Origin of the sequence: Bordetella parapertussis, assembly GCF_020735925.1 — a bacterium.
Taxonomy (GTDB): Bacteria; Pseudomonadota; Gammaproteobacteria; order Burkholderiales; family Burkholderiaceae_B; genus Bordetella; species Bordetella pertussis.
The window spans coordinates 1,727,612-1,740,826 of sequence record NZ_CP085971.1 but is presented as its reverse complement, the minus strand read 5'-3'; the positions used below and the strand labels follow the sequence as shown (position 1 = coordinate 1,740,826).

General features: G+C 68.8%; 10 protein-coding genes. 5 read left to right on the top strand and 5 right to left on the bottom strand.

Translation table 11 applies throughout. From position 1 onward, the window contains the following. Positions 1-10 precede the first annotated feature (10 nt). From LK409_RS08315 to LK409_RS08300, 4 genes are read left to right on the top strand one after another with little or no spacing between them, the layout of a single operon-like run. Positions 11-1,720 (top strand): ABC transporter permease, encoded by a 1,710-nt coding sequence (locus tag LK409_RS08315; protein ID WP_010928344.1) that lies wholly within the window; start codon positions 11-13, stop codon positions 1,718-1,720. Then, positions 1,717-2,802, top strand: coding sequence for an ABC transporter ATP-binding protein (locus tag LK409_RS08310; RefSeq protein ID WP_003809599.1), 1,086 nt, complete (start codon positions 1,717-1,719; stop codon positions 2,800-2,802). Before LK409_RS08315 ends, LK409_RS08310 begins: the two co-directional genes overlap by 4 nt. A gap of 47 nt (positions 2,803-2,849) precedes the next feature. Further along, positions 2,850-3,749, top strand: a complete 900-nt coding sequence (locus tag LK409_RS08305) for a LysR family transcriptional regulator (protein WP_003809596.1) — start codon at positions 2,850-2,852, stop codon at positions 3,747-3,749. A 10-nt stretch (positions 3,750-3,759) separates the two neighbouring features. Further along, positions 3,760-4,404: a histidine phosphatase family protein gene (locus tag LK409_RS08300; protein WP_010928343.1), complete on the top strand. Its 645-nt coding sequence runs from the start codon at positions 3,760-3,762 to the stop codon at positions 4,402-4,404. Between the two features lie 180 nt (positions 4,405-4,584). Here the strand turns inward: LK409_RS08300 and LK409_RS08295 are convergent, their stop codons facing one another. Further along, a complete protein-coding gene (locus LK409_RS08295; RefSeq protein ID WP_003809590.1) occupies positions 4,585-5,349 on the bottom strand; it encodes an SDR family oxidoreductase in 765 nt (254 codons plus the stop codon). Between the two features lie 181 nt (positions 5,350-5,530). On the opposite strand from LK409_RS08295, the gene LK409_RS08290 reads away from it, so the two are divergent. Continuing rightward, positions 5,531-6,751, top strand: a complete 1,221-nt coding sequence (locus LK409_RS08290) for an ISL3-like element IS1001 family transposase (protein ID WP_059565426.1) — start codon at positions 5,531-5,533, stop codon at positions 6,749-6,751. 120 nt (positions 6,752-6,871) lie between these two features. On the opposite strand, the gene sphB3 is transcribed toward LK409_RS08290, so the two are convergent. The 4 genes from sphB3 to LK409_RS08270 form a co-directional block, all read right to left on the bottom strand. Beyond that, positions 6,872-10,102: an autotransporter SphB3 gene (sphB3, locus tag LK409_RS08285; RefSeq protein WP_010928341.1), complete on the bottom strand. Its 3,231-nt coding sequence runs from the start codon at positions 10,100-10,102 to the stop codon at positions 6,872-6,874. A gap of 281 nt (positions 10,103-10,383) precedes the next feature. Then, positions 10,384-11,211, bottom strand: a complete 828-nt coding sequence (locus LK409_RS08280; protein WP_010928340.1) for a TatD family hydrolase — start codon at positions 11,209-11,211, stop codon at positions 10,384-10,386. 33 nt (positions 11,212-11,244) lie between these two features. Further along, entirely contained in the window at positions 11,245-11,940 is a 696-nt protein-coding gene (gene lolD, locus LK409_RS08275) for a lipoprotein-releasing ABC transporter ATP-binding protein LolD (RefSeq protein WP_003812422.1), read from the bottom strand. Beyond that, entirely contained in the window at positions 11,933-13,165 is a 1,233-nt protein-coding gene (locus LK409_RS08270; RefSeq protein WP_010928339.1) for a lipoprotein-releasing ABC transporter permease subunit, read from the bottom strand. Before LK409_RS08270 ends, lolD begins: the two co-directional genes overlap by 8 nt. Positions 13,166-13,215 lie beyond the last annotated feature (50 nt).

The window sequence follows — 13,215 nt, the reverse complement described above, 5'->3', positions numbered from 1 at the left end:
CGGGATCTTCATGACCTCTACGGGTACTTTCCGCCTGCCCGCGGGGCCGGCGCTGGCCGCCTTGCTGGTACTCGCCTTCCTGGCGCTGTTCCTGGTGTTTCCGGTGGGCACGGTGTTCTACACCGCCTTCGTCAACGCCGACGGCAGTTTCACGCTGGGCCACTTCGGCGCCGTCTTCAACCAGCCGCTGATGAAGGAAGCCTTCTTCAACAGCCTGTACGTGGCCGGCTGGTCGTCGCTGCTGGCCTCGCTGATCGCGGTGCCGCTGGCCTACTTCACGGTGCGCTTCGAGTTCCGCGGCGCGCTGCTGATCCAGACCCTGGGCGTGCTGCCGCTGATCATGCCGCCGTTCGTGGGCGCGATGGCCATGCAGCTGATCTTCGGCCGCTCAGGCAGCGTCAATCTGCTGCTGGACGACTGGCTCGGCATCACCCTGCCCTTCATGGACGGATTGAACGGCGTCATCTTCGTCGAATCGCTGCATTACTTCCCGTTCATCCTGATGAACCTGGTGGTCGCGCTGCGCAACATCGACGGATCGATGGAGGAAGCCGCCTTCAATCTGGGGTCGCGCGGGTTCCGGCTGTTCTGCCGCATCATCTTTCCGCTGGCGCTGCCCGGCTACCTGGCCGGCACCTCGCTGGTGTTCGTCAAGGTGTTCGACGACCTGGGCACGCCGCTGGTGCTGGGCACCACCAACATGCTGGCGCCGCAGGCCTATCTGCGCATCACCCAGGTCGGGCTGGAAGATCCCCTGGGCTACGTGATCAGCGTGATCATGATCGGCTTTTCCATCCTGGCGCTGTGGCTGTCGGCCCGCGTGCTCAAGGGCAAGGACTACTCGACCCTGCAAAAGGGCGGCAACGCCATCCACAAGCGCCGCCTGCGCCCGGTCGAGTCGGTGCTGGCCTATGCCTGGATCGGCGCGGTGCTGCTGCTGGTGCTCTCGCCCCACCTGGGCGTGCTGCTGCTGTCGCTGGCCAGTGTCTGGAGCTATGCGCCGCTGCCCGACGGCTACACGCTCGCCCACTACACCGCGGTCTTCACCGAGTCGCAGGGCATGATCGCCAATACGCTGCTGTACTGCGGCCTGGCCGCCGGCGTCGACGTCGTGCTGGGCACCGCCATCGCCTACCTGATGCTGCGCACCCGCCTGCCGGCGCGCCAGTGGCTCGACTTCATCGCCTCGGCGGCGCTGGCGATTCCGGGCATCGTGCTGGCCATCGGCTACCTGCGCACTTTCCGGGGCGTGGAAATCCCCGGCACCGGCGTGCTGCTCACCTCGTCCTGGGTGCTGATCATGATCGCCTATTCGGTGCGGCGCCTGCCCTATGCGCTGCGCTCGTGCGTGGCGGCCCTGCAGCAGATCAACGTGTCGCTCGAAGAGGCGGCCGAGTCGCTGGGCGCCAGCCGGCTGCGCACCATCCGCCGCATCGTCGTGCCGTTGATGGCCGGCGGCATGCTGGCCGGCTTCGTCACCAGCTTCATCACCGCCGCGGTCGAGCTGTCGGCCACCATCATGCTGGTCACGCGCGACAGCCAGGCGCCCATGAGCTACGGCATCTACCTGTACATGCAAAGCGCCGCCGGGCGCGGCCCGGGCGCGGCGCTGGGCGTGCTGGCCGTGGTCGCGGTCGGCATCGGCACCTATGTATCTCACTTGCTGGTCGAGCGCGCCTCGGCGCGCCAGCGGCCGGCGCGCAGCGGGGAATCCTCATGAAGAAAGTCAGCGTCGAATGCCGCAACATCCGGCTTTCCTATGGCAGGAACGAAGTCCTCAAGGACATCAGCATCCATATCGAGCCCGGCGAATTCTTCGCCCTGCTCGGCCCGTCGGGATCGGGCAAATCCACCCTGCTGCGCCTGATCGCCGGCTTCAACCGGCAAAGCCATGGGCAGCTGCTGGTCGACGGCCGCGACATCGGCGCCACGCCGCCCTGGGACCGCAATATCGGCATGGTGTTCCAGAACTATGCGCTGTGGCCGCACATGACGGTGTGGGACAACGTTGCCTTCGGCCTGGTCGAGCGGCGCCTGCCGCGCGCCGAGATCCGCGACAAGGTCGCCGCCGCGCTCGAACTCGTGGGCCTGGCCGACTTCGGGCGGCGCCGTCCCAACCAACTGTCCGGCGGCCAGCAGCAGCGCGTGGCGCTGGCGCGCACCATTGTCATCGAGCCGCAGGTGCTGCTGCTGGACGAACCCCTGTCCAACCTGGACAAGAAGCTGCGGGTGCAGATGCGCCAGGACCTGCTGTCGCTGCAGCGGCGGCTGGGCATCACCACCATCTTCGTCACCCACGACCAGGAAGAGGCCATGACCACGGCCGACCGCATGGCGGTGCTGGACCATGGCGTGGTGCAGCAGATCGGCGCGCCCAGCACGCTGTTCGACTATCCGGTCAACCGCTTCGTGGCCAACTTCGTCGGCACCATGAACGTGCTGGAAGGCGAGGTGCGCGAGCGCTCGCGCGGCGGCGTGGTGCTGGCCGTCGACGGCGTGGGCGAGCTGCACCTGCCGGTCAATGGCGACGCGCCGCAGGCCGGGCGCCTCGCGGCCAGTTTCCGGCCCCACACTGTGCTGATCGAAATGGCCGACGGCACGGGCGACGCGCGCTATGTGTGGCTGCCCGGCGTGGTCGAAAGCAGCGAGTTCCTGGGCGAGTTCACCCGCTACCAGGTGCAGGTCGGCGAACAGCGGCTGACGGCGGACCAGCACCATCTGGCCGGCCTGTCGCCGTTTCCCGTCGGCGCGCCCGTGGCCGTGGGCCTGGAGCCCACCCAGATCAGGCTGCTGGCGGCATGAACGCCCCCTGCTCGCGCCGGGGCCCCGACTCGCCGTAGACTGCGGCCATGGAGATCTACCAGATCCGCGCCTTCGTCACCGTCGCCCGCCTGGGCAACCTGACCAAGGCCGCCGAAGCGCTGTCGCTGACCCAGCCCGCCGTCACCGCCCAATTGAAGGCGCTGGAGCAGAGCCTGGGCGTGGCGCTGTTCGACCGGGCCGCGGGCCGGCTTAGCCTGGCCAAGGCCGGCGAAGCGCTGCTGCCCACCGCCGAGGCGCTGCTGGTGCTGGGCGCCCAGCTCAAGTCCGAGGCCCGCCAGCTGCAAGGCCAGCTGCAAGGCGTGATCGACCTGGGCGTGCCGAGCGAGCAGCCCGACTTCCTGCGCCTGGGCGAGCTGGCCGCCGCGCTGCGGCAGCGCCTGCCGCTGGTGGAGCTGAAAACCCACGTGCTGCCGTCCACCGCCCTGCTCGAACAAGTCGGCACGGCGCGGCTGGCCGGCGCGCTGACCATCGTCGCGCACCCGCCGCGCGGCGTGACCTGGCATGCCCTGCGCAGCGTGCGCTACCGCATCGCCCTGCCCGCCTCGCTGGCCGATACCCTGAAGCGCGCCGGCTGGCGCGACATCGCCCAGCTGCCCTGGCTGGACGGCCCGTCCGGCAGCCACCTGCACCTGCTGTTGCGCGATATGTTCGAGCGGCACGGCCTGGCGCCGCGAGTGGTGATGCAGAACGACGACCAGTCCAACCTGGACGCGCTGGTGCGCGCCGGCGCCGGCTGCGCCCTGCTGCGCGAGGAAACCGCCCTGGCCGGCGCGGCCGCCGGCGACTTCATCGTATGGGGCCAGGCGCGCGCCGACGCCACGCTGGGTTTCATCGCCCCGCCCGAGCAGGCTGGCGAACCCATGCTGGTCGCGTTAATCTCCATGATTCAAAAAATCTGGAAGCCCGGCGCCGCCGTGGCCACATGAATACGAGCGCATGACTGAAATCTGGTTCATCCGACACGGCGAAACCGACTGGAACCGCCAACGCCGCCTGCAAGGCTGGCAGGACATCCCGCTGAACGAATCCGGCCGCGAGCAGGCCCGCCTGCTGGCCGAGCGGCTGCGCGATACGGCCAGCGAACACCCCTTCGCCGCGCTCTACAGCAGCGATCTCAAGCGCGCGCACGACACGGCGGCCTCGCTGTCGGCCGCGCTGCAGCTGCGGGTACGCACCGAGCCCGGCATCCGCGAACGCGGTTTCGGCGTGCTGGAAGGACTGGAAATGGAGAACCTGGAACAGCAGGCGCCGCAGGCCGCGCAGGCCTGGCGCAGCCGCGATCCGCTGCGTGCGCTGGAAGGCGGCGAGACGCTGGGGCAGTTCCAGGCGCGCATCATCGCCACCGTCGACGACCTGGCGGCCCGCCACGCCAGCGAGCGCATCCTGGCCGTCACGCACGGCGGCGCGCTCGACATCATCTGGCGCCATGCCAGCGGCGTGCCCCTGGATGCCCCGCGCTACGCCGCGCTGCTCAACGTCAGCATCAACCGCGTCGCGATCGCGCAGCGCAAATGGGAAGTCCTGGGCTGGGGCGATGTCGAGCACATCGGCGCCGAAACCGGCAATGACGTAACCCCCTGACGCCACGACAGGCGCCTGCCCGTGCGTGTGCCTGTCCCCGCGGGGACAGGCACACTGCCGTACGCCATCGACGCTAGCCCGCCAAGACGGTATCTGTCCCTGCGGGGACAGGCACACTTGCCGCGAGTGTCGCTCCCCCATGCGGGGGCAGGCGCCCCGGATACCGCCGCCGCTCGCCCCCTACTGCCCTCGCCTCGGCTTGCGCGGCGCGTCGCGCGCCAGGCGGTCATAGACGGCGTCGGGCAACAGGCGCATCAGCTTGGCCACCACGCCCATCTGCCAGGGAATCACCCGATACGACACGCCGCGCGCGATCGCCGCATGGGCGCGCCCGGCGAAAGCGTCGGCTTCCATCAGGAACGGCATGGCATAAGGGTTGTGGGCCGTCATGGCGGTTTTCACATAGCCCGGCGCGATGGTCACCACCCGCACGCCGGCCTGCGCCAACTCCAGCCGCAGGCTTTCGCAATACGTCGCGACCGCCGCCTTGGACGCGCTGTAGGCGCCGGCGCCGGGCAGCCCGCGCACGCCCGCGACGCTGGCGATGCCCACCAGCCGCCCGGCGCGCGCGGCGCGCATGCCGGCGATGAAGGGCTCGAAGGTGGCGACGGTGGCCAGCAGGTTGGTGTCGACGATTTCCTTGAACACCGCGTAGTCCTCGCCCGCTTCGGTCAGCGTGCCGGCGCTGACCCCGGCGCTGGCGATCACGACATCGACCCGCCCGCCGCAATGGGCGATGAAATCCTGCGCGGCCGCGTGCAGCGCCGCGCGGTCGCGCACGTCCACGGCATAGCAGCGGTGCTGCCCGGGCAGGCTGGACGCCAGCGCCTCGAGCGCCTGCGCGCGCCGGCCCAGCAGCCCCAGCCGCGCGCCATCGGCGGCGTAGCGCCGCGCCAGTGCCTGCCCCAGCCCGCTGCTGGCGCCCGTGATGAATACATGCTGCATGCCTGTCGTCCTGGAATCGGGAAACGGATGTCCGCGCCAAGATACCGGACTTGGCTGTGCGGCGGTGCCTGTCCCCGCGGGGACAGGCACAAAAAAAAGGTTCATCGCGCAATAGCGTGGAGGGGTTTGGCAAGTTTTCGTATTCTTGACGGCAGGTATTTGCCATCAGGAGTGCAGGGAGATGCTGGATCGCAAGTTGCTGGAGTCGCTGGGAGGCTGGCAGGGCTATGGCGTCGAACGCGTGGAATGGCCCGAAGACCCAGGGCGCACGCTGTCGATCTATTTGAAGCCAACGGCCAAGGTGATGCTGTGCGAGCAGTGCGGCGCGCGGTGTCGCCAGGTGCATGAGACCACGGTTCGACGGGTGCGAGATCTGCCGTTATTCGAGTATCGGGTCGTTCTGCACGTGCCGCGCCGACGCTTGTGGTGTGAGCAATGCGGCGGCCCGCGCCTGGAGCGGCTTGCCTGGCTGGGGCGATATCAACGGGTGACGGATCGGCTGGCGCAGGCCTGCAGCCAATTGCTGCAATCGAGCAACGTGCAGGCGGTGGCGAGGTTCTTCGAACTGGGTTGGCATACCGTCAAGACGCTGGACAAGGCTCGGCTGCGTGCGTCGGTGCGCGAACCGGATTGGTCCAAGATCGAGTATTTGGCGATGGACGAGTTTGCCCTGCACAAAGGGCATCGCTACGCGACAGTGGTGGTCGATCCGATCAGCAGGCAGGTGCTGTGGATTGGCCCAGGACGCTCACGCGAGACGGCCCGGGCGTTCTTCGAACAATTGCCGCCTGGGGCCGCCCAACGCATCAAGGCCGTTGCCATCGACATGACCACCGCCTACGAGTTGGAGATCCAGGCCCACAGCCCACAGGCGGAGATCGTCTATGACTTGTTCCATGTCGTGGCCAAGTATGGACGAGAGGTCATTGATCGGGTGCGCGTGGATCAGGCCAATCAACTACGCCAGGATCGTCCCGCACGCAGGATCATCAAATCGAGTCGCTGGCTGCTGCTGCGCAACCGTGACAACCTGGATCGGCAGCAGGCCGTCCGGCTCGACGAATTGCTGCAAGCCAACCAGCCGCTGCTGACGGTCTATGTCCTGCGTGACGAACTCAAACGGCTCTGGTTCTACCAAAGACCTGCCTGGGCAAGACAAGCCTGGAACCACTGGTACAAGCAGGCCGAGCAAAGCGGAATAGCCGCCTTGAACACCTTCGCTCAGCGCTTGAAAGGCTATCTGCACGGCATCCTGGCCAGATGCCGACATCCCCTGAACACCAGCATTGTCGAGGGCATCAACAACACTATCAAGGTCATCAAGCGGCGCGCTTACGGCTACCGCGACCAGGAATACTTCTCCCTCAAAATCCGTGCCGCCTTCCCCGGCAATGCGCGATGAACCAAAAAAAAACCGCCAGTCGATACACGACAGGCGGCCAACAACGGGCGGACGGGCTCGACCGTCCCCCCGACGCGGTGCGCGGACGCGGCCCGGCGGCCTCGCGCCCGCGCGCTGCGTTCAGAACCGGACTTTCAGATACAGCGAGCCGGTATTCTCCTTGTTGCCATTGCCGAACTGCCCTCCGTAGGCCAGGCCGAGCGCCGCGTTGCGGCCCACGTCCACTTCGGCCGCGAGATCGAGCACGGCCGCATCCCTGGCCACCGGCGAACCCGCCACGGTGAACGCCGTGCCGCCGCCCTGGATGAACGCCAGCTTGCGGGTCGCGTCCACGTCGCCGTTGGCATGGCGCCAGCCCAGCCCGGCGCTCAGGCGCGTCTCGGTGGCGCCCAGCTGCAGCGCCGTGTTGCCACGCAGCCCCAGCGTGAACGTGGTGATCTGGTCGGTCTGGCCGCTGCCATGCAGCGCGGCCGGCCCGCCATCCTCGTCGAAGCTGTCGCTGTGGTTGTTAAACCAGGCCAGGCCGGCATACGGCTCGACCGAGCTGCTGGCGCCAACGGGCACCTGGTAGCCGAGTTCGGCGAACAGTTGCGTGGTATTGGCCTTGTAGTCGGCCTTCAGGGTCTGCGCGCCGCCCACATCCACGCTGCGTCGGCTGTCGATGTCGTGGTGCGTGTAGCCGACGCCGGCCAGGAAGTTCAGCTTGCCCTTGCCTGCCGCCCAGCTGTTGCCGCCGTAGAGCGCCGCCGTATAGCTGGTCACGTCCGAGCGCGAGTCCACCGCATCGGCCTTGATGCGGCCATCGGTAAAGCCCAGCGCCCCGCCCACGCGCCAGCCCGCGCCCACCGCGACGTCGCCGCCGATGAACAGGCCGGCGGTATTGCTCTTGGCCTTGGCCGCATTGTCCTTGGCGTCGAAACTGCTCCAGTTGCCCACCACATCGGCCCACAGCGGATACGCGGCCGTGCCCGGCATGGCCGACGCGGCAGCCGGGCCCGCCGCCTGCGCCGTGGGCGCGCCGGCCAGCAGGCCGGCGCCCAGGTTGGCGCTCATGCGCCTGGCCACGGTGCGGTTGAGCAGCTGCGTGTTGCTGTAAAGCGCCGACACCGCGCTGCCGTGCACTTCGCCGGACAACTGGTCCAGCGCGCCGGCCCGCTGGCCCGTGTCGCTCATCAGCATCACGGCGTCGGCCGAGGCGTTGCGCCCGGCCACCGACAGCGCGCCGTCGAGCACCGCGCTCTGGTTGCGGGTCAGGCCGGCGCGCGCCGCCGCCAACTTGTCGGCGTCCGGCGACAGGCTGACCTGCGTGGCCTGGGCGCCATACTTGACCGGGTCCAGCTTGACCAGGGTGCTGGCCAGGCTCTCGTCCAGGCTCGCCGCGGCGAATTCGCCCACGATCTTGCCGGCCTCGGTCTTGATGATGGTGTAGTCGTGATTCAGCACATAGCCGCCGGTGCCGTTCTCCTGGCCCACCACCAGCGACACGCCCGCCAGGTCGACATTCCCGCTGCGCACCACCAGCAGGTCGGACTGGCCCTTGGCGTTGACTTCCGCCAGGTAGGTGGAGCCGCTGAGGGCCCCCACGCTGCCGACCGTCACGGTACCGATGGAGTTGCCAGGCGCCAGGCTGGCGCCGGTCATCCGCAGCGCGCCGCCGATATCGAGGTTGCCGCCCAGGATCGCGCCGGATACGGCATCCGCGCCGCCGGTCACGACGATGGGGGTCGTCGGCGAGCCGCCGCCCAGGCTCGAGCCGCCGGCCAGGCTGAGTCCGCCCGCGATGGCGGTCGGCGCGGAAGTGCTGAAGCGAAACGACGCGCCGTCGAGCCCTTGCACGCTGCCGCCGACCTGCGCCGGCCCGCTGAACGTGAACGCCGCGCCGCCCGCGCCCTGCACGTTTGCGCCGATGATGGCGGGTGCGTTGAAGCTGAGCGCGGTGCCCTGCCCCCCCGTCACGCTCTCGCCGATCGTCAACGGCCCATTGAAGGCGACCGAACCGCCCGGCAGCACCGCCAGGCTCTGCCCTATCGTGGTCGCGCCGCCGAAGGTCGTCTGGCTGCCGGCCCCCAGCGAGGAGCTGCCGCCTATGTTCGACACCCCCGTGAAGGTCACCGGCGCGCTGCCGCCTTCCAGCACCATGTCGCCGGCGGTGCTGAAGCCGCTGTGCTGGCCCGACTGGCTGCCGTTCACGATGGCGGTTGTGTCATCGATCACCAGGCCGGCCCACTGGGCGCCGCTCTGGACATCGACGATGGTAAGCGCCGAGGATTCCCGCGAGCCGTCGGCCGCGAGGTTCTCGATGTTGCCGGCCGCATACGAGCCGCTTTTCAGCGTCAGCGTCACCTGCCCCAGCTCGCCGCCGGCCACCCGGCGCACCAGCAGCAGCCGGCCGTCGTTGCGCGTCAGGTTGGAACCGGCGCCGACCACGATGGATTGCTGACGCGTGGCACTGAGCGTGGACAGCAGCGATGGCCCGCTGGCGACGACCTCGACGCCATTGAGCGCCACGCTGCTGCCGTTGCTCACGCGCAGGCCGGCGGCGCCGCTGCCGGTGGTGCGGATGGAGCCGCCCGACATGTTCAACGAACTGCCGCCCTGCAGGTATACGCCGTGCGCGTTCTTGCCGCTGGTCTGGATGGCGGTGTTGCTGACCTGCAGCACGCCGCCGGGGCTCAGCACCTGCGATTCCGTTCCCAGCCCATAGGCGTCGACGCCGCTGGTCGTGATGCGCGAATCGCGCAGCGCGATCGTACCGTCATCCGCGCCCATGGCGCCCACCGCATGCTCGCCGGTGGTATTGATGGTCAGGCCGACGGCGCGGATGCTACCCCCGAACTCGGCGCGCAGGCCGTCGGAATACGCGTCCGTGGTGCGGATGTCCGTCCCGTTGAGTTCGATCATGGTGCCGGAATCCAGGGACTGCACGCCATAGCTACCGCCGCCCACGGTCGCGATGCTGCCGCCGCGCACATTCACCAGTGCGCCGTATTCCGCGCGCACGCCCGGGGCCTCCCAGCCATTGCCGGCATCGGTGCGCACGCTCACCTGGTTCAGGTAGACGCGGGCGCCATCCGCGGCGTTGACGGCGCCCATCAGGCCGCCGCTGGCCGTCACGCTGCCTCCCTGCAGCGTGAATACGGCATTGCTGCCCTCGCCGTACACCACCCATTCCCGATTGGCGCTCAGGTTCGTGCCCGAATAATGGGCGCCCGCCACCGGCTGGCCCGGCGGGCAGGCCCCGATACACTCCAGGCGATTCTCCGCCGCGCCCGCCGCGCCGTACACGCCCAGCAGGGCCGCCGCCAGCGACGTGATGCGCAGGCCCATGCCTCGCGCGCTTGCTTGTGCCATCAGACCTCTCCTCGTTTGCCGGGATTCTTGTGGAATGGAATAGGACCCCGTGCGAATTGATACAAATAAATTCAAATATGCCGAAATTTGTTAATAAATTTCGACTAACAGACAAACTGTAACGGCCGAAGGCGTACCGCGCGCCACCCATTTGGGGGGTGCCGGTTCGGTAAAAAACGGGCAGCACATGGCGCAGGCACGCGCGTGCGTCCGCCCCGCAGCGAACGCTAGGCACAGGGCGGGCAGGAGGAAACAGGGGCCCGGCGCCGGACGGCCGGGCGTCAGGGCGTCGCCGCCCTGTCCTGCAACAAGGCGCCCAGGCGCGGCAACACCCGTAGCGCGGTGGTGGTCGTGGCCCTCGCCACATCGGCGACAGCCTGGCCGCGCAGCGCGGCCAGTTCGGCGGCGATGCGCGGCAACTGGCCCGGCGTGTTGCGCCGCTCGGGTTCGTACAGCCAGGCCGGCGGAATATCCGGGGCATCGGTTTCCAGCACCAGGTGGTCCAGCCCGATATCGGCCGCATGGCGCCGGATCTGCAGCGCGCGGGGATAGGTCATGGCCCCGCCCAGGCCCAGCGCGAAGCCTTGCTCGACGAAGGCGCCGGCCTGTTGCGCGCTGCCGTTGAAGGCGTGCGCGATGCCGCCGGGCACGCCCGGCCTGCGCCGCAGATGCTTGAGCAGGATGTCTTGCGAGCGCCGCACATGCAGCAGCACCGGCAGGCCGTATTCGGCCGCCAGGTCGAGCTGGGCGGCGTAAAAGCGCTCCTGGCGCTCGCGCGGGGCGCCGCTGGCGATTTCCGCCACGAAGAAGTCCAGGCCGATCTCGCCGATGGCCACGAAACGCGGGTCCGGCAAGGCGGATTCGATGGCCCGGCGCAGGCTGTCGAGATCTTCGTCGCGGGCGCGCGCCACGTACAAGGGATGGATACCCAGCGCATAGGCGCCGCTATCCACGGCATGGGCAAGCTGGCGTACGGTTGCGAAGTTGGCGCGCTCGACGGCCGGAATCACGATGGCCTGCACGCCGGCCTCGCGCGCCGCGCGGGCCACCGCCATGCGGTCGGCGTCGAATTCGGCGGCATCGAGATGGCAGTGCGTATCGATCAGCATGGCCGGGCTCCAGGGCCGCGCGACAGGCCGGCGTCAATCCGGCTGCAGGCGCCCGTTTTCCATGTGCAGCTGGCGATCGGCGCGTGCGGCCAGCTCCGGATCGTGGGTGACGATCACGAAAGCCGTGCCGGATTCGCGGTTCACGCGCGTGAGCAGCTCGAACATATTGTGCGCCGTATGGCGATCCAGGTTGCCGGTGGGCTCGTCGGCCAGCACGCAGGCCGGCCGCGTCACCAGGGCGCGCGCCAGCGCCACGCGCTGCCGCTCGCCCCCGGACAGCTGGCCCGGAAAGTGCTCCTCGCGCGCGGCCAGCCCCACCAGTTCCAGCACTTCGCGTGCCTGGGCGCGCGCACGGTCGCGATTCTCGCGCCGCACGATCAGCGGCATGGCCACATTGTCCAGGGCCGAGAATTCCGGCAGCAGGTGGTGGAACTGGTACACGAAGCCGAGGCTGCGGTTGCGCAGCGCGCTCTTGCGCTTCTCGGACAGCCCCGCGGCGGGCACGCCGTCGACGCTGACCGTGCCGCTGGAGGGCACGTCCAACAGGCCCAGGATGTGCAGCAAGGTGCTCTTGCCCGAGCCCGAGGCGCCGACGATGGCGACCATCTCGCCGCGCGCCACGCTCAGCGACACGTCGCTGAGCACTTCGATGCGCGCCGGGCCTTCGTCGTAGACCTTGCCCAGGTGCTCGGCCTGCAGGGCCGGGCCGGTGTCGTTCGGCTCAGTCATGGCGCAGCACCTGTGCGGGTTGCAGGCGCGAGGCGCGCCAGCTCGGATACAGCGTGGCCAGCAGCGACAGCACCAGCGAGGTCAGCCCGATGGTGATGATGTCGTCCGCCTGCGGATCGGAAGGCAGCGCGCTGATGAAGTACACCTCGCGCGGCAGGAACTGCACGCCCAGCAAGCGTTCGATGAACGGCACGATGACGTCGACGTTGTAGGCGATGGCGATACCGCCGGCCACCCCCAGCAAGGTGCCGACCACGCCGATCAGCGCCCCTTGTACCAGGAAGATGCGCGCCACCTCGCCTGGCCCGGCGCCCAGCGTGCGCAGGATGGCGATATCGGACTGCTTGTCCTTGACCGCCATGACCAGCGACGACAGCAGGTTGAACGCCGCCACCGCCACGATCAGCGCCAGGATCAGGAACATCATGCGCTTTTCGGTCTGCACGGCCGCGAACCAGGTGCGGTTATTGCGCGACCAGTCGGCCGCCATGACGTAGGGCGGCAGCACTTTGGTGAGCTCGGCGGCCACTTCGGGCGCGCGCTGCATGTCGGCCACGCGCAGCCGCACGCCGGCGGTGCCGCTTTCGCGGAACACCTTGGCGGCATCCTCGTCGTCGATGAAGACGAGGGTCGAGTCGTATTCGTAATGGCCGGAGGAAAAGATGCCCACCACCGTGAACTGCCGCATGCGCGGCGCGAAGCCGGCCGGGCTGATCGAGCCCTGCGGCGCCAGCATCAGGACCGTGTCGCCCGTCTTGACGCCCAGCCCGTCGGCCAGGTCGCTGCCCAGCACGGCGCCGAACCCGCCGGCGACCAGGTCGCTCAGCTTGCCGCTGACCATTTGCCGGGGGATATTCGACACATTGCCTTCGGTGGCCGGATCGATGCCGCGCACCTGCACGCCGCGCAGCGCCTGGCCGCGCACCAGCATGCCCTGCGCCGCCACGAAAGGCGCCTCGCCCTTGACCTCGGGGTTGGCGCGCGCGGCCTGCGCGAACTGGCGCCACTGCTGCAGCACCCGTTCGGGCGCCGCGCCCGGTATATAGAGTTCGATATGCGGCAACACCGACAGCATGCGGTCGCGCACTTCCTTCTGGAAACCGTTCATGACCGACAGCACCACGATCAGCGCCGCCACGCCCAGGGCGATGCCGGCCATCGACGTGGCCGCGATGAAGGAGATGAAGCGATCGCGGCGCCCGCGTCGCTGGCGGATCCGGGCCATGCCCGCGTAGCGGGCGCCGATCCAGAGTTCATAGGGTATTTTCAGCACCT